Origin of the sequence: Embleya sp. NPDC005971, from assembly GCF_040629175.1 — a bacterium.
In the GTDB taxonomy this organism is placed as follows: domain Bacteria; phylum Actinomycetota; class Actinomycetes; order Streptomycetales; family Streptomycetaceae; genus Embleya.
The window spans coordinates 1-23,747 of the sequence record NZ_JBEXUX010000110.1 but is presented as its reverse complement, the minus strand read 5'-3'; the positions used below and the strand labels follow the sequence as shown (position 1 = coordinate 23,747).

Below are 23,747 nucleotides of genomic sequence, written 5' to 3'. Positions count from 1 at the left end.
GGCCCTCGCCCGCCGACGAGGGCCTTCGGCGCGCCTGTTCACACCACGTAGGGCCAGAGTTCGAGCCACGGAGCCTCGAAGCGGATCACGTCGCCCACCGACAACTCCTCGAATCCCCAAGCCACATCGATCGTCATGATCCCCGGGCCCAGCCGCATCACCACCTGCGGCTCACCGTCCCGACCGACCCACTCCAGCCTGCCCGTCACCGCCACGCCCTCGCGCACCGGCGAGAACCCGGTCGGCTCCCCGGTCGGCGCCCGCGTCCACTCGGCCACGTCGTCCGGCGGATCGACCTCGACGTCGTAGCACGCGCCGACCACCGGCAGCCGATCCGCAAAGCCGTCCCCGACGTTCCAATAGCCGACCCCGCCGCCGACCCCGGACGTGAAGACGACCCGCCTGGGCTCGGCGTGCGCCCGCCCCACCACCCGGATCCGCATCGTCCCCCCGCCTGTGGCACGGCACCGTCCCCGCTCATCCTCCCGCGCGGGCCACCACCGGATGCGGGTAGTCGGCGGAACGATGTTGGAAGCTGAGGATTTTCGGGTTCCGCACGATGCCGTCGCGGATCTCGATCGCCTTGGCGATCGTCGGATCCGCGTCCCAGGCGGTCGGGCCGTCCATGACCGTGCCCAGATACGGGATCAGCGCCTCGCTGATCTCCCACGTCGCGGAGTCCCACAGGTAGGACGGACTGTGATCGACCGCGTAGTACCGGCAGTTGTCCCCGACGGTGAACGTCGGCTCCTCGAACGTGGTCGGGTGGGCCCACTCGAAGCCCATGCCGTCGTCGCACGAGACGTCGATGAAGAACGACCCCGGCCGATACTCCGGCAGGTCCCGATCCAGCACGAACGTCAAGGGCGCGTCGGTGTCCTGACGAACGCAGTTCACCACGATGTCGTAGCCGGCCAGATACGCGCCCAGCGGCACCGGCCCGTCCTCGGTGAGCGCCTCCAGCCGGGTCGGATCGTCCTCGGCGAACCGGAAGTGACCCATCACGACCGAGGGCATCGGCGACGCCACCGCCACCGCGTCCCGCGCGGTGAGCACGGTCACGTCCGAAACGCCCATCGCCTCCAGTGCTATCACCGCGCCGCGCGCCGTGGCCCCGAAGCTGAGCACCACCGCCCGCATCCGGCGACCGTAGCTGCCGGTCGCACCGCCGAGCGTCAGCGCGTGCAACACCGAGCAGTAGCCCGCCAGTTCGTTGTTCTTGTGAAAGACGTGCACGCTGAACGCGCCCGCTGCGGTCCAGTGGTTCATCTCCTCCCAGGCGATCATCGTCAGCTTGCGATCGATACCGACCTGGGTCATCGTCGGATCCTGCACACAGTGCGGCCAGCCCCACAACACCTGGCCGTCGCGCAACGCGGCCACATCCTCGTGGGTGGGTTTCGGCAACAGCACCACATCGCTCTCCGCGAGCAGGCGCTTACGCGGCAACATCCCGGCCACGTATCGGGCGAGTTCCGCGTCGGCGACGCCGAAGCGCTCGCCGTACCCCTCCTCCAGGAACAGGTGTTCGCGCACGTCCGGGTCGATCCGCTCGAAGTGCAGCGGGTGGACCGGCAGCCGGTGCTCGTTCTCCTTCAGTGAGGAGCCGAGAATGCCCAGGGTCATGCGGGTCCTGCGAATCATGAGATTCCTTAGGTAGACCCCAAGTATCCGCCCCCGAATCCGCAGCGCCGAAAAGCCGCGGCCGATGCGCCCGAATCGGCGACCGGCCGCGGCTCGATGGCCGGCTCAACCCGGGAGCGCGTCCACCGCCTCGTCGACGCTGTTCCGCCACAGCGTGGTGATCGGATCGGAGACCGCGATACCCGGTGCCGGCGCGCCGATTCCGGCTGCGGTGAAAGTTTTGCCGGTATGGGCCGGATGGGCCGCGACGGTCAGGCTCGGAACGTATCGTGCCGCGCCGCTGCGGTCGTCGGTGCGCAGCGCCGCGTACAACTTCCCGGCGGCGTCGATCCGCCGCGCGCCGCTCGACACCGGCGGCACCGGTTGCGCCGTGCCGTCCAGCCCGGCGAAGGTCACCGTCGGGAAACGGTCGATCGTGCAGGCCGAGCCGGCCAGGTTGGTGACGGTGACCAGTACCACGCTGCTCGCGATCGGTGGCAGCGCGTGTGCGTCGTAGCCGAGCGAGCCCTCGGCGCACGTGCGCAGCGGGGCGCGGTTGCTCTTTTGGGCGCCGGCCGTCGAGGCCGCGCCCGCGACCAGGACGGACGACGCGAGGGCAATGGTGGTGACGGAAGCGATAGTCCTCATACGCGCTCTGTATCCGGCGTGCCGGTTGGCTACACGTACCGATGTACGCGAGCTTCCCAGGGGCGCAATATCAGCGCGTCGATCGGCCCCGCGTTGCCGAGTACGAGCGGCGCCCGCGCCCCCTGCGCCGCCAGATCGGCCGGTAGCGCCACCGTCTCGCCGGTGAAGTTGGCGAGCACGAGCAGCGTGATGCCCCGGTGTCGGCGGGTGAATGCGTACAGCCGTTCGTCGTCCGCGAGCAGCATGGTGAAGTCGCCGTGCACGACTGCCGGTTCGCTGTGCCGCAGGGCGATCAGTCGGCGGTAGTGGTGATAGACCGAATCCGGATCGGCCACCGCCGCCTCGGCGTTGATGGTGGTGTGATTCGGGTTGACCGGCAACCAGGGCGTGCCGGTGGTGAAGCCGGCGTGCTCGGACGCGTCCCACTGCATCGGCGTACGGGCGTTGTCCCGGCCCCGTGCGCGCAGTCCGTCGAGCACCCGGGCCGGGTCCTCGCCCGCCCGTACCGCCTGCGCGTAGTGGCCCAGCGCCTCGATGTCGTGCACGTCCTCGATCGTGGCGAACGGGGCGTTGGTCATGCCCAGTTCCTCGCCCTGGTAGACGTAGGGCGTGCCGCGGTGCAGGTGCAGCACGGTGGCCAGCATGGTCGCCGAGCGCACCCGGTACTCGGGTCCGTCGTCACCGAACCGGGAGACGATCCGGGGCTGGTCGTGGTTGTTCCAGTAGAGGCTGTTCCAACCCACTTCGGCGAGGCCGCTCTGCCAGCGGCCCAGCGAAGCCTTGAGGTCGGTGAGCCGCAGCGGCCGCAGGTCGAACTTGTCTCGCCCGAAGTCCATGCCCACGTGCTCGAATTGGAAGACCATGTCCACCTCGCCGCGGGCCGGATCGGTGAACAGCCGGGCGTGCTCCAGTGTCACGCCGGGCATCTCACCGACGGTGAGCAGGCGTTCGGGCCGGCCGGCGAACACCTCGCGGTGCATCTCCTGGAGGTACTCGTGCACCCGAGGGCCGCTGACGTAGTACGGCGAGCCGTCGCCGTACGAGCCGTCGCCGTGCAGAAGGCCGTCCGGCAGGTCGGGGTCCTTCGAGATCAGGTTGATCACGTCCATCCGGAAGCCGTCGACCCCGCGATCCAGCCACCAGCGCATCAGCGCGTACACGGCCTGCCGGACCTCGGGGTTCTCCCAGTTGAGGTCGGGCTGCTTGGGCGAGAACAGGTGCAGGTAGTACTCGTCGCTCGCGGCATCGTGCTGCCACGCCGACCCGGAGAAGAACGACCCCCAGTTGTTCGGCGCGGCGCCCGCCGCACCCACCGCCCCGGCCGACCCCGCGTCCTTGCGCGCCGGCCGCCACCAATACCAGTCCCGCTTGGCGCTGTTCGGCCCCTCGCGCGACTCGCGGAACCACGCGTGCTCGTCCGAGGTGTGGTTGACCACCAGGTCCATCACCAGCCGCATCCCGCGCTCGTGCACCGATGCGAGCAATCGGTCGAAGTCGGCCAGGGTGCCGAACAGCGGTTCGATGTCCCGGTATTCGCTGATGTCGTAGCCGTTGTCGTCCTGCGGCGAGGGATAGACGGGCGACAGCCACAACACGTCCACCCCGAGGTCCGACAGGTGGTCCAGGCGTGCGGTGATGCCGTTCAGGTCTCCGATCCCGTCGCCGTCGGAGTCGGCGAAACTGCGTGGGTAGATCTGATACACCACGGCGGACTTCCACCACACGTCGTCCGCAGCCCGCGCACCGTCGAGTGTCATCCCTCGAACCCGTCCCCTCCGCGTCGACCCGCTCCGGCGAATCCGACCGGAGCCACCGTGACTGTCCTGCCCCGCCGAGCCGCGCTTCACCGGTCCGACGGTGTGCGACGCCTCGTCGAGGACGGCCCGCGACGCCCGGCGATCAGTCGTCGCGGCTGCGGAAGGCCCGGCGGTAGGACTGTGGGGTGGTTCCGGTGACCCGTTTGAAGCGGTCGCGGAAGGCGGTGGGCGAGCCGAAGCCGGTCTGCGCGGCGATCCGGTCCACCGAGTGGGCGGTGGTTTCCAGCAGGTGCTGGGCTCGGCTGATCCGGACCCGGTGCAGCCATTGCAGCGGAGTGGTGCCGGTCTGTTCGCGAAAGTGCCGGTTCAGGCTGCGGGCGCTCATCCCGGCGTGCGCGGCGATATCGTCCAGGAGTAGTTCGCGGTCGCTGTGCGCACGCAGCCAGGTGAGCAGCGGCTCCAGGCTCGCGCCGTCCGGGGCGGGCGGTTCGTGCACGATGAACTGGGCCTGTCCGCCCGCGCGTTCGAGCGGCATGACGGCGTCGCGAGCGCTGTTCGCGGCGACCGCCGAGCCGTGATCGAGGCGGATCATGTACAGGCACAGGTCCAGGCCGGCGGCGGCACCGGCCGAGGTCAGGATCGAGCCGTTGTCGATGTAGAGCACGTCCGGGTCGACCGCGACCTCGGGATATCGCTCGGCCAGCGTGGCCGTGCCGAGCCAGTGCGTGGTGGCCCGCAGTCCGTCCAGGAGACCGGCCTCGGCGAGCACGAACGCGCCCACGCAGATCGACGCGATCCGGGTGCCGCGCGCCGCCGCCACGCGCAGCGCGGCGATCGCGGCCGTGGGCGTGGCCATGCTCGGGTCGGCCCGACCTGGACAGATGATGGTGTCCGCCTCGGCCAACTCGGCCAGCCCCCACGGCGCGCGCATCGTGAACTCGCCGGCGTCGACGTCGGTGCCCGCCTCGACCGCGCAGACCCGGACCCGATAGGCGGCCCGCCCGTCCGGCAACAGGGTGCGTCCGAACACCTGGATCGGCGTGGTCAGATCGAAGCCCATGACGCCGTCGAGGGCCAGAATGGCGACGGTATGCATGGCAATAATCTAGGTGTGCACCCGATTCCCGCCAAACCCGCGTATGCCGGCGGAATCGGCTTGGCGAGAATCCGCGCAAGAGTGTCACTATTGCCACTCGTTCGGCCCCGCCGGCGCTCCTAGCCTCGGTCCGTGACCAAGTTCCTTCTCGCCATCCATGTGCTCGCCGCAATCATCGCGATCGGACCCGTCACGGTCGCCGCGAGCATGTTCCCGCCCGCCGCCAGGCACGCGCTCGCGGATCCGCACGACCAACGCGCCCACGCGATCGTGCACAACCTGCACCGGATCTGCCGGATCTACGCCGTCTTCGGCGTCGTGGTGCCGGTCTGCGGCCTGGGCGTCGCGCTGAACATGGACGTGCTCGGCGACACCTGGCTGATCGTCTCGATCGTGCTGACCGGGCTCGCCGCGGCGCTCCTGGCCCTGGTCGTACTGCCCCGCCAGGACGCGCTGCTCGCCGCCGTGGGCACGGCCGAGGCCGCGCCCGCACCGATGGCCGCCACGTCCGCGGTCGACGCGGCGCCCGCCCCGCCCTCGGCCGCACACCGCGCCACGGCGCGACTGGCCATGTCCACCGGCGTCTTCAACCTGCTCTGGGCCACCGTGACGGTGCTGATGATCGTCCGTCCGGGCTCCACCACCGGCGCCTGATCGCCGATCCGGCCCCGCACGACCGGCGTGTGATCCACCGCCCCGATCGGGTGCAAGAATCCGCGATCCGGGCAGGTATCGGTCCTCGTACGATGTCCGGGCTCACGGCCGGCGCGGCTGCGGGTTCGTGACGATGGGGACGGTGTGGTGGAGCAAGCGATCGAAGCCGATCCGCGATCGGGGTGGTCGACGCGCGACCTCGTGCGTCGGCGGACGTGGGACACCCGACGGTGGTTGCTCGTGGGCGTGGCCACGACGCTGGTCGTACTGACCCTGCTCATGCTGCTGGGTACCTGGGTGCTCACCCGCTCGACCTCGGTCAACGGGCGCCTGGTCGACCACAGTTCACCCGCACTGATCGCCGCGGTGCGCCTGGAGACCGCGTACGCCGACCAGGACGCCGCCATCCGGGAGCAGATCCTGTCCGGCAACGCAGCGCTCCAGACGGGGTATTCGGCCGGCCACGAGACCGAGCGCGAACAGGTCGCCGTACTGCACGAGTTGTTGCGCGACGACGACGCCGGGACCGCCCGGCTGCGGGTGGTGCTGGAGCGCGCCCGGGCCTGGGAGGCCCGGGTGGTGCGCCCGGCCCTGAACGTCGAGCCCGGGACACCGCCGCCGGCGGAGGTCCGCGCGGCCGTCACGGACCCCTCCCCCTATGCGGCGCTACGCGCGGCGACCCGCGACCAGGTGGACCGCCTCCGGCACGAACGGGACGCCGCCCGGGCGGGCCTCCAGGACGTCCGCGCGTTGCGAACGTGGGTGTTCGGCGCGATCGCGCTGGTGATCCTGGCGGGCGCGATCATGGTGTTCGCGGGCCTGCGCCGCGGCGTCACGCTGCCGGTGAGCCGACTGGTGGCCGATGCGAACGTGGTGGCCCGAGGCGACTTCGGGCATGCGATCGCCCCCACCGGACCGGCCGATCTGCGGGCGCTGGCCGACGCGATGGAGGCGATGCGACACCGGCTCGCCGACGAGTTGGCCTTCTCCGACGACGCCCGACGGCGCCTGGACGAGCAGGCCGACGAGTTGCGCCGCTCGAACTCCGACCTGGAACAGTTCGCCTACGTCGCCTCGCACGACCTCCAGGAGCCGCTGCGCAAGGTGGCCAGTTTCTGCCGGCTCCTGGAGAAGCGGTACCAGGGCCACTTGGACGAACGCGCCGACCGCTACATCGCCTTCGCGGTGGACGGCGCGGTCCGGATGCAGGCCCTGATCGACGACCTGCTCACCTTCTCCCGGGTCGGCCGCGGACCGGTGGAGGAGACCCCCGTGGACCTGAACGCCGTGTACGAGACGGTGGTCGGCGATCTGGACATCGCGATCCGCGAGGCCGGCGCCGAGGTCGCCCACACCTCGCTGCCCACCGTGCGCGGCGACCGCACCCAGTTGTCGGTGGTCCTACAGAACCTGATCGCCAACGCGGTGAAGTTCCGCAGGCCGGACCGGCCGGTGCGGGTCGTGGTCGACGCGGAGCAGCACGAGGGGATGTGGCGGATCTCGGTGACCGACGACGGCATCGGCATCGATCCGGCCCAGGCGGAGCGGATCTTCGTGATCTTCCAGCGGCTGCACACCCGCGACGCGTATCCGGGCAGCGGCATGGGTCTGGCCATGTGCAAGAAGATCGTCGAGTTCCACGGCGGCACGATCGCGCTGGATCCCGAGCACACCACCGGCACCCGGATCACCTTCACCCTGCCGGTCGCGACACCGGACGGCACGACCGCGGCCGAGGAGCGGACGCCGACCGGGCAGCCCGCTCCGTCCGACACCGCCCTAAGGGCCGACGGCTGAGCCGGTCACCACCCGATCCGGTGTGATCGGCAGCGTACGCACCCGCACCCCGGTCGCGTGGAAGACCGCGTTGGCGATCGCCGCCGCCGCGCCGACCACACCGATCTCACCCGCGCCGCGGGCGCCGAGGTCGCTGATGTGCGGGTCCGGATCGCCGACGAAAAGCACGTCCATCGAGCCGATGTCGGCGTTGACCGGCAGGTGGTAGCCCGCCAGATGCGGCTCGACCACGTGCCCGCGAAGCGGGTCGAGCACGGTCGCCTCCATCAGCGCCTGGGCCAGGCCGAAGGTCATCCCGCCGAGCAGTTGGCTGCGCGCGGTACGCGGGTTGATCACCCGGCCGATGTCGAACGCGCCGACCATCCGCCGCACCCGGACCGTACCGGTGAGCGCGTCCACCGCGACCTCGGCGAACTGCGCGCCGAAGGAGTGCACCGCGTACCGCGAGTTGGCATCGGGTCGGTGATGGCCGACCCCCGACACGGACGGCTCGCCGATCCGGGCCAGTTCGGCGACGAACGTCTGCGGGCCGAACTCGATCGTGCCGATCTCCCGGCGGTACAGCGGCGATTCGGGGTCGGCGACGGCCGTCGCGAGCAGGTCGTCGCGGACCGCCTCGCACGCGCGCCGGATCGCCGGGCCCACGTAGGCGACGGTCTGCGAGCCGATCGAGGGCGGCGCGTCCGGCAGTTCGCTGTCGCCGAGCCGGACGATGATCCGTTCCGGCGGCAGACCGAGCACGTCCGCGGCGATCTGGCCGAGCACGGTGTACGTCCCGGTGCCGATGTCGTGCGACGCGACGCCGATCACGGCCGTGCCGTCGACCCGCAGTTCGGCGTACGCCGAGGCCGGGCCGGGGTCCATCTCGTGGGTCGCGGACGCCATTCCGCTGCCGATCAGCAGGTCGCCCTCGCGACGGGTACCGGGGGTGCGGTCGCCCGGATCCCAGCCGAACCGCTCGGCGCCCGCGCGGTAGCACTCCCGCAGGTGTTTGCCCGACCACGGCAGCCCCGACGACGGGTCGGTGTCCGCGTGGTTGCGCAGCCGCAACTCCACCGGATCCAGATGCAGTTCGTGGGCCAGCTCGTCGAGGGCCGACTCCAGCGCGAAGGATCCCGGAGCCCGGCCCGGAGCCCGCTGGAAGGTCGGCGCCTGCATGTCCACTCGCGCGATCCGCTGACGGATGCTCACATTCGGGCAGGCGTACAGGATCGAGGTCGATCCACCGGTCGACTCGACCACGTTCTCCCCGAACGAGCAGGCCGACGTGCCGTCGTGCCCGATCGCGGTCAGCCGACCGTCGCGATGCGCGCCGAGCACGATGCGCTGCCGCGTCGCCGGCCGAGTGCCGCACGAGGTGAACATCTGCGGCCGGGTGAGCGCGAGCCGCACCGGCCGACGAACCAGGCGCGCCGCGGCGGCGGCCAGCAGCACGTGCGGCCAGACCGTGCCCTTGCTGCCGAAGCCCCCGCCGACGAAGCCGGACAACACCCGCACCTGCGCCGTCGGCACCCCGAACGCGGTCGCCAACGCGTCCCGCACCCCGTTCACGTACTGCGTCGAGTCGTACACCGTGAGCCGGTCGCCCACCCAGTGCGCGGTCGTGGCGCACGGCTCCATCGGGTTCATGTGTTGCGGCGGCGTCCGGTAGTACGCCTCCACCGTCACGTCGGCCACCGCGAGTCCGGTGGTGAGATCGCCCCGGACGATGTCCTCGCGGCCCGGCGGGGTCTGCGGGATGGCGTCCTCGATCCGGACCAGCGGCGGTTCCCGGTGGTAGTGGGTGCGGATGCGCTCGGCGCCGGCCACCGCCTGTTCGAGCGTCTCCGCCACGACCATCGCGATGTGTTGCCCGTGGTGGTGGATCACCGCGTCGGACAGCGGGGAGCGGCCGTCGCCCATCGGGCCGTTGTCGGCCGAGTAGTACGAGGCGACCCGACCCAGGCCCAACGACCCGTCGGAGGGGCAGACCGCGAGCACGCCGGGGGCGGTCTCGGCGGCGGCGATGTCCATCCCGGTGATCCGGCCCTTGGCGATCGTGCTCTGCACCAGCACCGCGTGCGCGAGATCGGGCAGTGCCACGTCGCCGGTGTAGATCGCGGTGCCGGTGACCTTGACCGGGCCGTCCATGCGGGGTTCGGCGGCGCCGATCCACGGGCCGGCGTTCGGGCTCATCGCTGCTCCCCTGCTGCGGTACCGAAGCCCTCGGCGCCGCCTGGGCCCACCAGGGTGCCCAGGGCGCGGGCGACGACGCGGCGGATCAGTTCGACCTTGTGCCCGTTGTCCCGGCCCGGCACGGCGCCGTCCGTGGCGGCGTCCCCCGCCCGGGCGAACGCGGCGGTGCTCGGCGGCAGGCCGACCAGTGCCGCCTCGGCCGCGTACGCCCGCCACGGCGTGGTCGCCACGCCGCCGAGCGCGATCCGCGCGGCCCGTACCGTGCCCTCGCGCAGTTCCAGTGCGACCGCCGCCGAACACATCGCGAACGCGAACGAGGCCCGCTCGCGCACCTTGAGGTAGTGCGAGTTCGCGCCGAGCGCGGTCAGCGGGACCTCCACCGCGGTGATCAACTCGCCGTGGCCCAGCGTGGTCTCCCGCTCGGGGGTGTCCCCCGGTGGCAGGTGGAACGCCTCGATCGGCTCGACGCGGGGGCCGTTCGGCCCATCGATGAACACCCGTGCCGCCAGGGCCACCAGCGCGACCGCGAGGTCGGAGGGGTGGGTGGCGATGCACCGACTGCTCGTGCCGAGCACCGCGTGACCGCGGTGTTCGCCGTCCAGCGCGGCACACCCGGAGCCGGGGACACGCTTGTTGCACGGCATCGCGAGGTCGCGGAAGTAGCCGCACCGGGTGCGCTGCATCAGGTTCCCGCCGAGCGTGGCCAGGTTGCGCAACTGCGGGGAGGCGCCGGCCAGGAGGGCGCGGGAGAGTACCGGCAGGCGCTCGCGGACCACCGGATGCGCCGCGAGGTCGCTGTTGGGTACCAGGGCGCCGATCCGGAGTGTGTCCGCGGCCGCGTCCACCGCGATGTCCGCGAGCGGGAGTCGGCCGATGTCGACGAGGCGGGCCGGGGCGGCGACGCCGCACTTCATCAGGTCGACCAGGTTGGTGCCGCCGGCGATGTACATCGCGTCCGGGTCGAGTTCGGCCCAGGGTCGCTCGGGTTCGGCCGGACGGGTGTACGCGAAGGAGCGCATCGGGGCCTACCGTCCGGCCGCGGCGGCGATCGCCGCGACGATGTTGGGGTATGCGGCGCACCGACACAGGTTGCCGCTCATCCACTCGCGGATCTCGTCGTCGTCGCCCGCGTGCTCCTCGGCCAGGAGCGCGACGGCGGAGACGATCTGGCCCGGCGTACAGAACCCGCACTGGAACGCGTCGTGGTCGACGAACGCCTGTTGCACCGGGTGCAGGTCCCCTTCGGGGTCGCCGCCCAGGCCCTCGACGGTGGTCACCTCGCGGCCTTCGTACATGACGGCGAAGGTCAGGCACGAGGTGATCCGGCGGCCGTCGACGAGCACGGTGCAGGCGCCGCACTGGCCGAGGTCGCAGCCCTTCTTGGGGCCGGTCAGGTCGAGGTGGGCACGCAGCGCGTCCAAGAGGGTGACGCGGGGGTCGATGCGGAGCAGTCGGGCTTCGCCGTTGACGTGGAGTTCGACGACTACGAGTTCGTCTTCATCGGCGGTCATGGTCCCTCCCGGAGGCGTTCGGGCCGACGGCCCGGCCCGGGAGCTTCGCTGGTACCCCCGGGCGGTGGCCTCAAGCACGGAGGGGTGACGGGGTTGTCTCGGCCTCCGGCCCGGCCGGCCTCGAAGCCGGCCGGGCCTATTTCGGCCTCAAGCGCCGGCCGGGCCGGAATCATCCGCCCTCCGGCCGAGGTGGCCTCGAACGCCGGCCGGGCTACTCGGCCTCACCCGCCGCGACCCGGCCGGTCGCTTCCGGCGGGAGGTGGTCCGGCCACCAGCGGGCGACCACTCGTGGGTGGGAGCGCAGCCAGCCGGTCAGCGCGTTTTCGCCGTAGGTGGGGTGGAGGGGGTTGTCGGGGTCCTCGGTGATGCCGTCGGCGGCGGCGGCCAACTCGGGGGGCAGGGTGAGCGGTTCGACGACCGCGTCCAGGCGTGGACCGAGGAAGAAGGGCAGCGAGTAGCGGTCGACGCCGGGTGGTGGGGCGATCACCCGGTGCTGCGTGGCGCGCAGGTAGCCGCGCGTGGCGATCTCCAACATCTCGCCGATGTTGAACACGAACGCGTCCGGCAGCGGCGCGACGTCGATCCACGAACCGTCCCGAGCCCGGACCTGGAGGCCGCCCACGTCGTCCTGCTGCAGCAGCGCGAGGTAGCCGTAGTCCTTGTGCGCGCCCACGCCCTGGTCCACGTCGGCGCTCGGCCGTCCCGGGTAGTGCACGACCTTGACGTGCACCGCGGCCTCCGCGTCGAACCACTCGTCGAAGTAGCCGGGGTCCTGACCCAGCGCCGAAGCCAGCGCGCGCAACACCTCGCGACCGACCCGCAGCGCCTCGTCCTGCCACGCGAGCACCGTCTCGCGCAGCTCGGGCAGCGCGGCCGGCCACTGGTTGGGCCCGATCAGCCGCAGGTAGGCGGGGTCGTCCGGGCCGAGGGTGAGCGCCGCGCGCTCCGGGCCGATGTCGAGTTGCTCGCGCCAGTCCGGGCCGCCCCGGGTGTACTCGGTGCCGGTGCGGGTGTAGCCGCGAAACTGCGGCGAGTTGACGTTCTCGATCGCGAGCCGGTCCGCCTCGGGCAGCGCGAAGAAGCGCCGGGAGACCGCCAGGGCGCGGGCACGCAGCTCCCGGTCGACACCATGGCCGACCACCTGGAAGAAGCCGATCTCGCGTGCGGCGTGCCGCAGTTCGGCCAGGAAGTCGGCCCGGTTGGCGGTCGGGTCGCGGAATCGGGAGATGTCGATCACGGGGAGGGTGGGCGGTGCGCTGGTTGCCATGACTGGGTCCTCGGTACAGCCGGGGTCCGGGCACACCGGACCGACGAGCGTCTACGGGGTGGGCAGCCTGTGCTCATTCGGCGGCGGGAGGCCGCACGACGGCGGGGTTCAGCGACAGGTCTGGTCGAAATGGTCGGCTCGTCGACCCACCCAGAAGGGGTCGAGCAGCACGGAAGCGACCTGACGCGAAGTCATGGCGGTGATGAAAGCACGCGGAAGGCGCATCGGTCCAGCCGGCTTCCGGCCCGGCCTTTCCCATCCGCTTCGAACTACCCCGTGGCGCAATTCCGGTCGGGCCGCCTAGACTCGCGGCCATGCCCAGCCCCATGCTCGTCAGTCGCCGCCACGTGGATCTCGTGCGCGTGACCAGCATGGCGTGTCGAATGTGCCACTGAACCCGGGTGACCGCTTCGGTCTCCGAGGTTCGCGCGGTGTGTGAGTCCGGGCGCTGACCCGCCGACTCGATCAACCGCGCTTCGCGCGACGGCGACCGCGTCGCCCGCGAGCCGGGTGAACCGCGTCTCGCCCGGCCGGCGGCCGCGTCGTCCACCGTCTCCCGCCGCTCTCCTCACCCGATCGTCGACCACCCGTCGCCGATCGGGTCGTGGGCACCGTCACGCCCGCAGGGCGGCCGAGACCGCGGCGACCCGCGCCTTCGACCCCGTGGCCGTCCGTCGCGCGACCCTGCTCGTCGCCGCATCCGGGTGGCCTCTCCCGCCATCCGCCACAACCCGCTCGACCACGTCGACTCCCTTACCCCGCAAGGAGTTTCCCGATGACCCTCGAAGCAACCGACGCGCCGCCCACGATCGAGACCGGGCTTGCCGACGACCCCGCGGCGTGGTCCTTCGAGACCCGGCAGGTGCACGCCGGCACCTCGCCCGACCCGACCACCGGGGCCCGTGCGGTGCCGATCTACCAGACCACGTCGTTCGTCTTCAAGGACACCGCGCACGCCGCCGGGCTGTTCGACCTGTCCGAGGAAGGACACATCTACACCCGGATCCACAACCCCACGACCGACGCGCTGGAGCAGCGCGTGGCCGCGCTCGAAGGCGGCGTGGCGGCGGTGGCGACCGCGTCCGGGCAGGCCGCGACCACGCTGGCGGTGCTCAACCTCGCGGGCGCCGGCGACCACATCGTGTCCAGTTCGTCGTTGTACGGCGGCACGTACAACCTGTTCCACTGGACGCTGCCCAAGCTGGGTATCGAGGTCACCTTCGTCGACGATCCGGACGACCTCGACGCGTGGCGCGCGGCGATCCGGCCGGAGACCAGGCTGCTGTTCGCCGAGACGCTGGGCAACCCGCGCGGCAACGTCCTCGACGTGTCGGCGGTCGCCGATCTCGCGCACACGGCGGGCCTGCCGCTCGTGGTGGACAACACAGTGCCCACGCCGTACCTGCTGCGCCCGTTGGAGCACGGCGCGGACGTGGTGGTGCACTCGGCGACCAAGTTCCTCGGCGGACACGGCACCGCGATCGGCGGGATCGTGGTGGACGGCGGCACCTTCGACTTCGGCGCGTACCCGGACCGCTTCCCGGGCTTCACCGAGCCGGACGCGAGCTACAACGGTCTGCGCTACTGGCCGGACCTGGGCCCGGGCGCGTACGCCGCCAAGTTGCGGGTGCAGTTGTTGCGCGACGTGGGCGCCGCGATCGCGCCGCTGACCAGCTTCCTGCTGCTCCAGGGCCTGGAGACGTTGTCGCTGCGGATCGAGCGGCACGTGGCGAACGCGAGCGCGCTGGCCACGTGGTTGCAGGCTCGGGACGAGGTGGAGACCGTGCACTACGCGGGGCTGGCGAGCAGCCGGTGGTACGACGCGGGCAAGCGCTATCTGCCGCGCGGCGCGGGCGCGATCGTCGCGTTCGAGCTCAAGGGCGGGGTCGAGGCGGGCCGCCGCTTCGTGGACGGGCTGTCGCTGTTCAGCCACCTGGCCAACATCGGCGACGTGCGCAGCCTGGTGATCCACCCGGCCAGTACCACGCACGCGCAGCTCACCGACGCGGAACGGCTGGCCACCGGGGTCACCCCGGGCCTGGTCCGGCTCTCCGTCGGCATCGAGGGCCTGGCCGATCTGCGCGCCGACCTGGCGGCCGGCTTCCGCGCCGCGCAGGCGTCCTAGCGGGCAGCGGGAACCCGAACGGAGCAGGTCACCATGTCGCACGCCACGCCCACCGATCCCGCCGCCCCGGCGGGGCCGCGCTCGCTGACCCTGTCGCGGCCGCTGTGGACCGAGTCCGGGGAGCTGCTGCCCGAGGTCCACATCGGCTACGAGACGTGGGGTCGGCTCGCCCCGGACCGCGCCAACGCGGTCCTGGTCCTGCACGCGCTGACCGGCGACAGCCATGTCGCCGGTCCCGCCGGGCCGGGGTTTCCCACTCCGGGATGGTGGGACGGCCTGATCGGGCCGGGCCGCACGCTGGATACCGATCGGTACTTCGTGGTGGCCCCGAACGCGCTCGGTGGTTGCCGGGGCACGACCGGCCCGGCATCTCCCGGGCCGGGCGGTCGGGCCTGGGGAAGTCGCTTTCCCCGGTTGACCGTTCGCGATCAGGTGGCGGCGGAGGTGGCCACCGCGGAGCTGCTCGGGATCGAGCGCTGGGCGGCGGTGGTGGGCGGGTCGATGGGTGGCATGCGGGCGGTGGAGTGGGCGGTGACGCACCCGGACCGGGTCGGCGCGCTGTTCCTGATCGCCACCACCGCGGCGGCGAGTGCGGAGCAGATCGCCTGGTGCTCGACCCAGGTGCACGCGATCCGGGCGGATCCGGGCTGGGCCGGTGGCGACTACCACGACCGGCCGGCCGAGTCCGGGCCCTGGCGCGGGCTCGGTCTGGCCCGGCGGATCGCGCATGTCACGTATCGCAGCGAAGCCGAACTGGCCACCCGCTTCGGCCGGACCCGCCAACCCGACGAGGACCCGCCCGGGCGGTACGCGGTGGAGTCCTACCTCGACCACCACGCCGCCAAGCTGACCGCGCGCTTCGACGCGGGCAGCTACGTGAGCCTCACCGAGGCGATGAACAGCCACGACGTGGGCCGGGATCGCGGCGGCGTGGCCGCGGCCCTGGCCCGGGTCACCGCACCGACCGTGGTCGCGGCCGTGGACAGCGACCGGCTGTACCCGCCGAGCCAGCAGCGCACCCTCGCCGAGGGCATACCGGGTGCGGGTCCGCTGCGCGTGGTCGAGTCGCCCCACGGCCACGACGGCTTCCTGATCGAACTGGATCAGGTGGCTCCGCTGCTCGCGGAGCTGCTGGCGCGAACCGCGCCCCCGGACCGGCAGGCGACCCCGGAGCAATCCCGATTTCCGGGCCGGACCCGGAACACCGAGCTCGATCCCTCCGTTGGCCGAAGGTAGTCACAACCGGTAGGTAGCCCTCCGCTCAGCCCGCCCGATGCCCGACCGCAGGATTCGCCCCGAACCGGTGCCTCCTGCTCCCGGCATCGGGCTCCGTCGAAAGGCCCGATCCCCATGACCGCCCTGGCCCCCGCGCAGGTCCGCGCCCGGCTGACCGAGTTCACCGTGCTCGACGTGCGCACCCCCGGCGAGTACGCGACCGGCCACATCCCCGGCGCGCACAACGTCCCGCTGGACCGGCTGCGCGAGGCGATACCGGTGCTCAAGCGGGTCGAAAACGCCGAGCTGCTGATCGTCTGCGCCTCCGGAGCCCGCTCGGAGCGCGCTCGCGCCGAACTGTCCGCCGCCGGTGTCCCGGCCACGCACCTGACCGGCGGCACCTCGGCCTGGGTCGCCGACGGTCATGCCCTGGACGGCCCGAACGATGCCCGCAACGTGTGGCCGATGGAGCGTCAGGTCCGGCTGGCCGCCGGCACCCTGGTCGTGCTCGGCCTGGCCGTCGGCCGGCGCGCGCCCAAGGTGCGCCTGTTGGCCGGCGCGATCGGCTCCGGTCTGATCTTCTCCGCCGTGACCGACACGTGCGGCATGGCGAGCGTGCTCGGCAGGCTCCCGTACAACCGTCCGGCCCCCGAAGCCCTCGACCTGGCCGGCACCCTCACCGCCCTCGACCGGGCCTGATCGCCCCCGCCCCGACTCGGCCGGGGCGGGACCGCCGCTGTGCCCACCGCGCGGCCGGTCGAATCGTCCGGGGATGGTCGACAACGCACAAAGTCGCCGCAAAATGGGTCCCGAGACGGAACCCCTTCGTTGGCTGCGGGCGTGTTCGAAAGTGTTTCCTCGCTTTCGAACCATGCTGGGAGTCAACCGGTGACTAGCCTCAACACCCGTCGTGGCCTGCGTAATCCGACCATTCTCGCGATCGCCGCCGTGCTCGCGGTGGGCACCGCGGCCTGCTCCTCGGACTCCGGCGACCGGGCGGCCGGGCCCGGCGGACGCGAGGGGGCCGCGGACGTCGGGCCGCCCCCGTCCGACGCACCGACGGCGGCCGATCCGCGGGTGTCGGTGCCGCCGCCGCTGGTGCCGGACACGCTGGTGCGCAGGACCGCGAGCGGCGGCCGTACCGTCGCGTTGACGTTCGACGACGGGCCGAGTCCGCAGTGGACCCCACAGGTGTTGGCGCTGTTGAAGGAGTATCGGGCGAAGGCCACCTTCTGCATGCTGGGCCCGAACGCGAAGGCCGATCCGAAGCTGGTCAAGGAGGTCGTCGCGGACGGCAACCGGCTGTGCGACCACTCGGTCACCCACGACGAGCGCATCGCCGAGCGCCCGCTGTCCCGGATCGACTACGAGATCACCACCGCGCACGACCAGATCGTCGCGGCGGCCGGCCCCGGGACCAGGGTGGACTGGTTCCGCGCACCCGGCGGCGACTGGTCCCCGCAGGTGCGCGCGATGGCGGCCGGGCGCGGCATGCGCTCGCTGGACTGGTCCGACGACACGCGCGACTGGCAACGTCCCGGCGCGGACAAGATCCTGGCCACCGCCGAGAAGGAGCTCAAGCCCGGCGGGATCATCCTGATGCACGACGCGGGCGGCGACCGCGGGCAGACCCTGGCCGCACTCAAGCAGTTGTTGCCGTGGCTGGTCCGGCAGGGCTACACCTTCGACTTCCCGGCCTGAGCACGGTCGGGCACCCGGCTACGGCACCTGCGCCACCGCCGCGACCAGCCCATACGGATCGGGATGGATGCCGGCGGTGAAGTCGACCAGTTCCACTCGGTGCGGTACCAGGCGCACGAGCGCGAAGTCGCCGCCGGTGGGCCCGGCCGGGAAGAACGGCCGCAGCGCCTCGTCCCAATGGGTCACCAACTCCGGTCCGATACAGACGAGTTCGGCTCGGGCATAAAACGTCGCATAGGCCACCGCCGCACGGTCCTCGACCGAGTAGCACACCTGCGGCCGGGCGATCAGGTCGACCGCCTTGCGCGAGCGCGGGCTCGTACCGATCCGGATCGTCGCGTCGTCCTCGACCGCGAGATGTTGCACCAGACGCACCCGCAGCGCGCCGGCCGCGTCGGTGCCGGCCAGGAACCCGAACGCATGCGAGCGCAGGATGCGCAACGCCGCGTCGACGAGGTTCGGCGAGCCGGTCGGTGAGGTCGGTGAGGTCGGTGAGGTCGGCATGGTGCGTACCGCCAATCGTTCGCCGTATTGGTTGTTCCATACTAGAATCCTGATTCCAGAAAACGCCGGCCGCCGGCCGGTGTCAAGCGCGGAGGAATCGTGGGCCGCAAACCGAGGTTCACCGACGACGACTTCCTCGACGCGGTGCTGCGAGTCACCGCCCGCACCGGCGCCGGCGCCGTGACCGTCGCGGCGGTGGCCGCCGAGGCGGGTGCGCCGGTCGGGTCGGTGTATCACCGCTTCGCGTCGCGCGACCTGTTGCTCGCCCGCCTGTGGGTGCGCACCGTGCGACGCTTCCAACAGCCGTTCCTGACCGCGCTCGCCGACCCCGACCCGGATCGGGGGGCCGACCGCGCGGTTCGGGCCGTGTTCGCCTGGGTGCGTGAACATCCGGACGAGGCGGCGGTGTTGCTGCTGCATCGGCGCGAGGACCTGATCGCGCGGTGGCCCGAGGAGCTGGGCCCGGAGTCGACCACGCTCAACGAGGCCGTGGCGAGCGCGCTGCGGTCGTACACCCGCGCCCGCTGCGGCCGGGTCACCCCGGCCGCGCTGGAGCGGGTCGCCTTCGCGCTGGTGGACATCCCGTACGCGGCGATCCGGACTCACCTGGCGGCCGGCCGCACTCCGCCCGCGTCGATCGAGGGCATCGCCCTGACCGCGTCCCGAGCGGTGCTCGGATCCGGCTCCTCGGGCGGGTAGACCCGACCCCGGCCGGCCCCGCCCGGACCGCATCGCCGAAGCCCACGCACCCCCGCGAGCCGTTCCCCGGTCGCGCGAATCCGGGCCGGAAAACTTCGGGAGACCAGGCAACCTTCCGGGTCGAGTCGGTGCTCTGTGAGTTCGGAGGTGCGAGTGAAAGCCGAAGAGGTCGCCGATTTTCGGGCGTTCGTCGAATCCCGCTGGAGCGGACTGGTACGAACCGCCTACCTGCTGAGCGGCGACCACGCCATCGCGGAGGACGTCGCCCAGACCGCCTTGACCAAGACGTACCTGAACTGGCGTCGCGTGCGCCGCGCGGACAGTCCGGACGCCTACGTGCGCCGCATCCTGGTGAACACCAACACGTCCCGCTTCCGCAAGCGGCGGGTCGCCGAGCACCTGCGGGCCGAACCACCGGAGCGGATCGGCGAGGACCCGTACGTCCGGGCGGACCAGCGGCAGATGTTGCGCACCGCGCTCGCCGATCTGCCCGCCCGGCAGCGCGCGATCATCGTGCTGCGCTACTGGGACGATCTACCCGAGGCGGAGGTGTCCCGGATCCTCGGCTGTTCACTCGGCGCGGTCAAGAGTCAGGCCGCCAGGGGCCTGGCCAAACTGCGTGTCCATCCGGGACTTGCCGGAATCCGCATCGGAAACGAGGAGTACGCAGATGACCGGGGCTGACCAGGAGCGATGGCTGCGGGACGAGTTGGCCGCCCGGGTCGAGGAGTTGCCGGCGAGCGTCGCACCGATCGACCGGATCGAGCAGCGTGGTCGACGCGCCCGGCGCCGACGTACCGCGTTGATCGCCGCCTCGGTCGTGGCGGTGGTCGCGGTCTCGGCGATGACCGCGGCGTCCCTGTCCGGATCGCACACCCGGGCGACCGGCCCGGCACGCGAGGCGCCGGCCTCGTCCACGATTCCCCCGCACCCCGAAACCGTGACCGAGTCGCCCGACCGGAACGTCATCGCAACGGGCGAGTTCGGCGGGCATCGCTGGGCGCTGGCGCGCGCCCCCCGGGGCGACGCGCAGGCCGCGATCGACGCGCCCGGGTGCGACGTGGTCGAGGTGTTCCTGGACGGGCACCTGGACAATCGGGGCGGCCGGTGGTGCGAACCCGCCCAGAGGGTGTCCCCGGAATCGAGTCATGCCTGGAACATCGCCTCGATCGCCGTCGGCGACACCGCGCTGTACCGGCCGGGCGTCGGATCGCTGGGGACGATCACCTTCGGTCAGGTGTCGGCCAAGGTGGTCGCGGTGACCGCGAGGTTCGAGAACGACAAGGCGCCGATCACCGTGCGGACCGTCGACCGCGGCTTGGCGAACGGCACCAGGTCCTTCACCGTTCAGGTCCCCAGTGGCGCCGGTTACAGCGCGGGCGGCTCACTGCACTTCCTGGACGAGCGGGGCCGCGAGGTCGAGGCCGTCCTGGACATCGGACTCGGCGCGGCCAAGTAGCCCGGCCGACCCGCGTTGCGATCCACCACGAGCGTGCCGGCATGGCCAAGTCTGGTGCCATGCGACAAATCATCACTTTCGGCACGGATCGCCGTACCCGCGCCCTGTTCGCCCTCTCGTTCCTCGCCGCCGCCGCGCTCGGCGGGTCGGCCGCGCCGCGGGCCGCGGCCACCACCTCCGCCGCTCCCGCCGGGGCCCACTCGCCGACCACCTCCGAGCGCGGCGCGGACATCACCCGTGCCGAGGTCCTGGAGCGCGCCGAGGACTGGTATGACCGCGACATCCAGTACGACCAGGGAGCCGAGGCCGCGGACCCGGAGGGGGCGCACGAATACCGCACGGACTGTTCGGGCCTGGTCGCGATGGCCTGGCACCTGCCGAGCACCGACTTCAACACCGACTCGCTCGACCGGCGTTCGCTCACCGACCGGATCGAGCGGGACGAGTTGCTCCCGGGCGACGCGCTCGACGACACCGACGACGGCCACGTGGTGCTGTTCACCGGGTGGATCGGGCGCAGCGCGGGCACCTTCACCTACGTGCAATTGGCCAACTCGCGCTCCGACATGGTCAAGGGCACCGGCAGTTTCGCCGCTCCGCTGCTCGCGGGCCATCCGACCGCGAACTACTTCGCGCTGCGGTACCACCGGATCGTCGACGACGAGACACCCGCCGTGCCGCCGCCGGTGCGGAACGTGGAGCGATACCCGTGGCCCGGGCCGCGGCGGTCGGCCGGGCGGGTCGAGGCACCGCGATCCGCGCGGGTCGAGGCACCGCAGCCCGCGCGGGTCGGTGCGCCGGCGGAGCGGCGGGCGGGGTCCGCAGGGTGACGCCGCCGGATCCGCCGGGGTGAGGTGCCGTCGGGGGTGTCCCGTCGGGCGGCTGCGGTGTCCCGTCGGCTACCGCGGGCGTTCCGTCCGGCCGCTCTCAGACACACTCCGTCGCGCGTTCCCGCCGAGGTGCGTCGAGGAAGCGGAGCACCTCGGCGAGGACCGCGGCGTCGCCCAGTACCCGGCTGTGGCCCAGCCCTCGGGTGACGTACAGCCGGGCCTGGTCGGGGTAGGCCGCCGCGAGTCGATAGCCCTGGTCGGCCACCGCCATGGTGTCGTCCTCGTCGTGCACGACCAAAATCGGCACCCGCGCCGGGCCGGCTCCGTAGGGCGCGGAGAACCGCTGCCAGATGGCCGACTCCGGGGCCAGGAGCCGCGTGTCCGCCTGCTCCCGCAACCGCGCCTTGACCCTCGGGTCGAGATCGAGTTCGGCGCTGAACCGGTCCAGCAGGTACTCCATGTCGCACACCCCCGCCACCGCGACCACCCGGTCGGCCCGCAGTCCCGAGCGCAGCGCCTGGAACGCACCGAGCACGCCGAAGGAATGCCCGAGCACCGCCCGGAAGTCGCCGTGTCTTTCCTGGAGTCGGAGAGCGATCTCGGCGTATTCGAGGACGGTGGTACTCGTGCCGCCGGAATCCCCGTGCCCCGGCGCGTCGAAGGCGATCGGGGTCAGCCCGCGAGCCCGCAACTCCTCGACGAGCGGCGCGAATCGCGAGGCGCGCGACCACCAGCCGTGCAGCAGGAGCACCGGCTCGGCGCCGTCGCCCCAGCGGTAGGTGACCACCCGCTTGCCGCCGACGTACATCGTTTCCGTGATCGCGAACATGTGCGCCGAATGCTCGCCCGGCCGCACCCGACCTCTGACGAACGGGCGCCGGAACAGCAGGTAAGCGAGGGCGCCGGCCGCTCGCGTGGACAGTGCACCGGTGGCCCGCAGGGCGATCCGCGCGGACGCCTCGACGGCACTCACGCCGACCGCCGGTGCGGCGTGCGCCCGAGCAGCGCCAGGAGGCGCTCCCCCGGTGTCGGGTCCACCGGCGGCTCGACCGCGCCGCCGAAGGCGATGCCGGGCCGGCCGAGCTCCCAAGGCTCGGCGAACGCCAGGGCACACAGCGCGAGTTCGGGGTCGATGTTGCCGGGCAGGCCGATCGTGCGGGCGACGTCCCAGGCGTGCACGAGGTTGTCCAGGAAGTGCATGGCGATCGCGACCGAGCCCGGGAAGGTACCGAACTCCCTTATGAACAAGTGCCGTTCCAGCACCTCGGGACCGGACAGCGCGGCCGTGACGCCCACCGCCGAGTCGGCGAAGTCGACCCACGGGTCGGCACCGAGCGAGGCGTCGCGCCAGACCCGAAGATCCGTGGCGCCGGCGGCCGCGGCGATGAAGCCGCGGTTCTCCGCGACCATGTGGCCGAGCAGATCACGCAGGTTCCATCCCTCGCACGGGGTGGGCAACTCCCACTGATCGGGCCGGACGAGCCGCGCCGCGTCCAGCGCGATCACGATCGCCCGGCGGTCCAGCGCCTGCGCGTCGAGCGCTCGGAGGTCGATGGCGGGGTCGGTGCCGGCGGGTGTTCGGGGGTCGGTCATCGGGCGCCTCCTCGGGCGAGGGCTGGTGGTGGCCGGTCGTGCGGTGGCGGACGGCCGGCCGGGTCGAAGCGTGCACTTCTTGGAAAACTGCACGACCGGTCGTACTATTTACCGAGGGCGAGAGCCTGTCAAGGCGACCGGGAGATAATCGACGGCGATCGGTCGAACGACCGTCCGGCGGATTCGCCGATCCGCCGAACCGCCGGAGGCAGGAGTGATCGTGAGCGCGTCCCCCACGGATGGGCGGGTCCGCAAGGGCGATCGCACCCGACTGGCGATCGTCCGCCGCGCCGCGGACATCGCGTCCGTCGAGGGCCTCGAAGGGCTGTCCATCGGCCGACTCGCGGGCGACCTGGAGATCAGCAAGAGCGGGGTGTTCGCACACTTCGGATCGAAGGAGGAACTGCAACTCGCCGCGATCGCCGCGGCCGTGGACGTCTACCTCGAACACGTGGTCACCCCCGCACGCGCCGAGCCCGCCGGGCTGATCCGGCTCTGGCGGTTGACCGAGCGCTGGATCGCCTACTCCCGCGACCGGGTGTTCCCCGGCGGCTGCTTCTTCTTCAACGCCTCGGCCGAGTTCGACGCCCGGCCGGGCCGGGTCCGGGACGCGATCGCGGGGGCCTGGCGGGGGTGGCGCGAGTTGCTGCTCGCCCAGATCGAGACCGCCAAGACGAACGGCGACGCGCCGGCCGACCTCGACGCGGCCCAACTGGTCTTCGAACTGATCGCGTTCCTGGAGACCGCCAACGGCATCAGCATGCTGCACGACGACACGAGCGCCTACCTCCGAGCCGGCACCGCGATCCGCACCCGCCTGCTCGCCGCGGCCACCGACCCGACCACCCTCGGCGCCAAGCTGACCGACGGCTAGCGCGCGCCGGGCGCCCGACCGGCCTGCGCGCCCGGGCGGCACGCACACCCGGCGCGCGGTACGGCGGAGGCCCGACGGGCGCGCGGCGGAGCCGAGACCCGGCGAGCCCGCGCAACGCTCCCCCCCCCGTTACCTTTTTCGTGGTCCTGAAATGGGGCTCCTGGCCTCCGGGTCCGGCATGGCTTTTGCCCCCTGTCGAACGCATGACCTGGGGGGTGG

The 23,747-nt window shown here is 72.0% G+C and carries 24 protein-coding genes; 12 read left to right on the top strand and 12 right to left on the bottom strand.

The window, feature by feature from the left end; translation table 11 throughout:
* Nucleotides 1-38: 38 nt before the first annotated feature.
* From ABZ374_RS45850 to ABZ374_RS45830, 5 genes are all read right to left on the bottom strand, one after another.
* Nucleotides 39-443 carry a hypothetical protein gene (locus ABZ374_RS45850; protein WP_360324123.1) on the bottom strand — a complete coding sequence of 135 codons (405 nt, stop codon included), beginning with the start codon at nt 441-443 and terminating at the stop codon, nt 39-41.
* A 34-nt stretch (nt 444-477) separates the two neighbouring features.
* On the bottom strand, nt 478-1,644 hold the full coding sequence (locus ABZ374_RS45845; RefSeq protein WP_360324121.1) for a N(5)-(carboxyethyl)ornithine synthase: 1,167 nt from the start codon (nt 1,642-1,644) through the stop codon (nt 478-480).
* A gap of 105 nt (nt 1,645-1,749) precedes the next feature.
* Nucleotides 1,750-2,271, bottom strand: a complete 522-nt coding sequence (locus tag ABZ374_RS45840; protein WP_360324119.1) for a DUF4232 domain-containing protein — start codon at nt 2,269-2,271, stop codon at nt 1,750-1,752.
* A 29-nt stretch (nt 2,272-2,300) separates the two neighbouring features.
* The gene (locus tag ABZ374_RS45835; protein ID WP_360324117.1) at nt 2,301-4,028 is read right to left on the bottom strand and encodes an alpha-glucosidase; all 1,728 of its coding nucleotides are present in this window, start codon (nt 4,026-4,028) and stop codon (nt 2,301-2,303) included.
* Between the two features lie 142 nt (nt 4,029-4,170).
* Nucleotides 4,171-5,124, bottom strand: a complete 954-nt coding sequence (locus ABZ374_RS45830; protein ID WP_360324115.1) for a helix-turn-helix domain-containing protein — start codon at nt 5,122-5,124, stop codon at nt 4,171-4,173.
* Between the two features lie 132 nt (nt 5,125-5,256).
* Here ABZ374_RS45830 and ABZ374_RS45825 point away from each other — a divergent pair, with 132 nt between their 5' ends.
* Nucleotides 5,257-5,778, top strand: a complete 522-nt coding sequence (locus ABZ374_RS45825) for a protease (RefSeq protein WP_360324113.1) — start codon at nt 5,257-5,259, stop codon at nt 5,776-5,778.
* A gap of 240 nt (nt 5,779-6,018) precedes the next feature.
* Nucleotides 6,019-7,575 carry an ATP-binding protein gene (locus ABZ374_RS45820; RefSeq protein ID WP_360324111.1) on the top strand — a complete coding sequence of 519 codons (1,557 nt, stop codon included), beginning with the start codon at nt 6,019-6,021 and terminating at the stop codon, nt 7,573-7,575.
* Here ABZ374_RS45820 and ABZ374_RS45815 read toward each other — a convergent pair.
* The 4 genes from ABZ374_RS45815 to ABZ374_RS45800 all read right to left on the bottom strand — a co-directional run bounded on the left by ABZ374_RS45815 (nt 7,558) and on the right by ABZ374_RS45800 (nt 12,528).
* A complete protein-coding gene (locus ABZ374_RS45815) occupies nt 7,558-9,750 on the bottom strand; it encodes a xanthine dehydrogenase family protein molybdopterin-binding subunit (RefSeq protein ID WP_360324109.1) in 2,193 nt (730 codons plus the stop codon). The genes ABZ374_RS45820 and ABZ374_RS45815 overlap by 18 nt on opposite strands.
* The gene (locus tag ABZ374_RS45810; protein WP_360324107.1) at nt 9,747-10,769 is read right to left on the bottom strand and encodes a xanthine dehydrogenase family protein subunit M; all 1,023 of its coding nucleotides are present in this window, start codon (nt 10,767-10,769) and stop codon (nt 9,747-9,749) included. Before ABZ374_RS45810 ends, ABZ374_RS45815 begins: the two co-directional genes overlap by 4 nt.
* A 6-nt stretch (nt 10,770-10,775) precedes the next feature.
* A complete protein-coding gene (locus tag ABZ374_RS45805; RefSeq protein ID WP_360324105.1) occupies nt 10,776-11,261 on the bottom strand; it encodes a (2Fe-2S)-binding protein in 486 nt (161 codons plus the stop codon).
* A gap of 211 nt (nt 11,262-11,472) precedes the next feature.
* Nucleotides 11,473-12,528, bottom strand: a complete 1,056-nt coding sequence (locus ABZ374_RS45800) for a 2-oxoglutarate and iron-dependent oxygenase domain-containing protein (protein ID WP_360324103.1) — start codon at nt 12,526-12,528, stop codon at nt 11,473-11,475.
* A gap of 314 nt (nt 12,529-12,842) precedes the next feature.
* On the opposite strand from ABZ374_RS45800, the gene ABZ374_RS45795 reads away from it, so the two are divergent.
* The 5 genes from ABZ374_RS45795 to ABZ374_RS45775 all read left to right on the top strand — a co-directional run bounded on the left by ABZ374_RS45795 (nt 12,843) and on the right by ABZ374_RS45775 (nt 17,569).
* Complete coding sequence (locus tag ABZ374_RS45795) at nt 12,843-12,923, top strand: putative leader peptide (RefSeq protein WP_360324125.1); 81 nt, start codon at nt 12,843-12,845, stop codon at nt 12,921-12,923.
* A 380-nt stretch (nt 12,924-13,303) separates the two neighbouring features.
* The gene (locus tag ABZ374_RS45790) at nt 13,304-14,653 is read left to right on the top strand and encodes a bifunctional o-acetylhomoserine/o-acetylserine sulfhydrylase (protein WP_360324101.1); all 1,350 of its coding nucleotides are present in this window, start codon (nt 13,304-13,306) and stop codon (nt 14,651-14,653) included.
* 33 nt (nt 14,654-14,686) lie between these two features.
* Nucleotides 14,687-15,889 carry a homoserine O-acetyltransferase gene (locus tag ABZ374_RS45785; protein ID WP_360324099.1) on the top strand — a complete coding sequence of 401 codons (1,203 nt, stop codon included), beginning with the start codon at nt 14,687-14,689 and terminating at the stop codon, nt 15,887-15,889.
* 114 nt (nt 15,890-16,003) lie between these two features.
* The gene (locus ABZ374_RS45780) at nt 16,004-16,567 is read left to right on the top strand and encodes a rhodanese-like domain-containing protein (RefSeq protein WP_360324097.1); all 564 of its coding nucleotides are present in this window, start codon (nt 16,004-16,006) and stop codon (nt 16,565-16,567) included.
* A 189-nt stretch (nt 16,568-16,756) separates the two neighbouring features.
* Nucleotides 16,757-17,569 (top strand): polysaccharide deacetylase family protein, encoded by an 813-nt coding sequence (locus ABZ374_RS45775; protein ID WP_360324095.1) that lies wholly within the window; start codon nt 16,757-16,759, stop codon nt 17,567-17,569.
* 18 nt (nt 17,570-17,587) lie between these two features.
* On the opposite strand, the gene ABZ374_RS45770 is transcribed toward ABZ374_RS45775, so the two are convergent.
* Entirely contained in the window at nt 17,588-18,073 is a 486-nt protein-coding gene (locus ABZ374_RS45770; protein WP_360324093.1) for a pyridoxamine 5'-phosphate oxidase family protein, read from the bottom strand.
* A 99-nt stretch (nt 18,074-18,172) separates the two neighbouring features.
* Here ABZ374_RS45770 and ABZ374_RS45765 point away from each other — a divergent pair, with 99 nt between their 5' ends.
* The 4 genes from ABZ374_RS45765 (at nt 18,173) to ABZ374_RS45750 (ending at nt 21,061) form a co-directional block, all read left to right on the top strand.
* Nucleotides 18,173-18,772 (top strand): TetR/AcrR family transcriptional regulator, encoded by a 600-nt coding sequence (locus ABZ374_RS45765; protein ID WP_360324091.1) that lies wholly within the window; start codon nt 18,173-18,175, stop codon nt 18,770-18,772.
* A 153-nt stretch (nt 18,773-18,925) separates the two neighbouring features.
* The gene (locus tag ABZ374_RS45760; protein ID WP_360324089.1) at nt 18,926-19,456 is read left to right on the top strand and encodes a SigE family RNA polymerase sigma factor; all 531 of its coding nucleotides are present in this window, start codon (nt 18,926-18,928) and stop codon (nt 19,454-19,456) included.
* Complete coding sequence (locus ABZ374_RS45755) at nt 19,443-20,231, top strand: hypothetical protein (protein WP_360324087.1); 789 nt, start codon at nt 19,443-19,445, stop codon at nt 20,229-20,231. Before ABZ374_RS45760 ends, ABZ374_RS45755 begins: the two co-directional genes overlap by 14 nt.
* A 59-nt stretch (nt 20,232-20,290) precedes the next feature.
* Nucleotides 20,291-21,061 (top strand): hypothetical protein, encoded by a 771-nt coding sequence (locus ABZ374_RS45750; RefSeq protein ID WP_360324085.1) that lies wholly within the window; start codon nt 20,291-20,293, stop codon nt 21,059-21,061.
* Nucleotides 21,062-21,158: 97 nt separating this feature from the next.
* Here the strand turns inward: ABZ374_RS45750 and ABZ374_RS45745 are convergent, their stop codons facing one another.
* Nucleotides 21,159-22,034: an alpha/beta hydrolase gene (locus tag ABZ374_RS45745; RefSeq protein WP_360324083.1), complete on the bottom strand. Its 876-nt coding sequence runs from the start codon at nt 22,032-22,034 to the stop codon at nt 21,159-21,161.
* The gene (locus ABZ374_RS45740) at nt 22,031-22,654 is read right to left on the bottom strand and encodes a TIGR03086 family metal-binding protein (RefSeq protein WP_360324081.1); all 624 of its coding nucleotides are present in this window, start codon (nt 22,652-22,654) and stop codon (nt 22,031-22,033) included. Before ABZ374_RS45740 ends, ABZ374_RS45745 begins: the two co-directional genes overlap by 4 nt.
* 220 nt (nt 22,655-22,874) lie before the next feature.
* On the opposite strand from ABZ374_RS45740, the gene ABZ374_RS45735 reads away from it, so the two are divergent.
* Nucleotides 22,875-23,528 carry a TetR/AcrR family transcriptional regulator gene (locus ABZ374_RS45735; protein WP_360324079.1) on the top strand — a complete coding sequence of 218 codons (654 nt, stop codon included), beginning with the start codon at nt 22,875-22,877 and terminating at the stop codon, nt 23,526-23,528.
* The last annotated feature ends 219 nt before the right edge of the window (nt 23,529-23,747 follow it).

Excerpts from the sequence above, each read along its gene's own strand:
- ABZ374_RS45750 (WP_360324085.1), top strand. The coding sequence starts at position 20,291 with ATGCGACAAATCATCACTTTCGGCACGGATCGCCGTACCCGCGCCCTG.
- ABZ374_RS45840 (WP_360324119.1), bottom strand. The coding sequence starts at position 2,271 with ATGAGGACTATCGCTTCCGTCACCACCATTGCCCTCGCGTCGTCCGTC.
- ABZ374_RS45740 (WP_360324081.1), bottom strand. The coding sequence starts at position 22,654 with ATGACCGACCCCCGAACACCCGCCGGCACCGACCCCGCCATCGACCTC.
- ABZ374_RS45845 (WP_360324121.1), bottom strand. The coding sequence starts at position 1,644 with ATGATTCGCAGGACCCGCATGACCCTGGGCATTCTCGGCTCCTCACTG.
- ABZ374_RS45815 (WP_360324109.1), bottom strand. The coding sequence starts at position 9,750 with ATGAGCCCGAACGCCGGCCCGTGGATCGGCGCCGCCGAACCCCGCATG.
- ABZ374_RS45755 (WP_360324087.1), top strand. The coding sequence starts at position 19,443 with ATGACCGGGGCTGACCAGGAGCGATGGCTGCGGGACGAGTTGGCCGCC.
- ABZ374_RS45790 (WP_360324101.1), top strand. The coding sequence starts at position 13,304 with ATGACCCTCGAAGCAACCGACGCGCCGCCCACGATCGAGACCGGGCTT.
- ABZ374_RS45810 (WP_360324107.1), bottom strand. The coding sequence starts at position 10,769 with ATGCGCTCCTTCGCGTACACCCGTCCGGCCGAACCCGAGCGACCCTGG.
- ABZ374_RS45830 (WP_360324115.1), bottom strand. The coding sequence starts at position 5,124 with ATGCATACCGTCGCCATTCTGGCCCTCGACGGCGTCATGGGCTTCGAT.
- ABZ374_RS45770 (WP_360324093.1), bottom strand. The coding sequence starts at position 18,073 with ATGCCGACCTCACCGACCTCACCGACCTCACCGACCGGCTCGCCGAAC.
- ABZ374_RS45780 (WP_360324097.1), top strand. The coding sequence starts at position 16,004 with ATGACCGCCCTGGCCCCCGCGCAGGTCCGCGCCCGGCTGACCGAGTTC.
- ABZ374_RS45800 (WP_360324103.1), bottom strand. The coding sequence starts at position 12,528 with ATGGCAACCAGCGCACCGCCCACCCTCCCCGTGATCGACATCTCCCGA.
- ABZ374_RS45805 (WP_360324105.1), bottom strand. The coding sequence starts at position 11,261 with ATGACCGCCGATGAAGACGAACTCGTAGTCGTCGAACTCCACGTCAAC.
- ABZ374_RS45795 (WP_360324125.1), top strand. The coding sequence starts at position 12,843 with ATGCCCAGCCCCATGCTCGTCAGTCGCCGCCACGTGGATCTCGTGCGC.
- ABZ374_RS45850 (WP_360324123.1), bottom strand. The coding sequence starts at position 443 with ATGCGGATCCGGGTGGTGGGGCGGGCGCACGCCGAGCCCAGGCGGGTC.
- ABZ374_RS45785 (WP_360324099.1), top strand. The coding sequence starts at position 14,687 with ATGTCGCACGCCACGCCCACCGATCCCGCCGCCCCGGCGGGGCCGCGC.
- ABZ374_RS45835 (WP_360324117.1), bottom strand. The coding sequence starts at position 4,028 with ATGACACTCGACGGTGCGCGGGCTGCGGACGACGTGTGGTGGAAGTCC.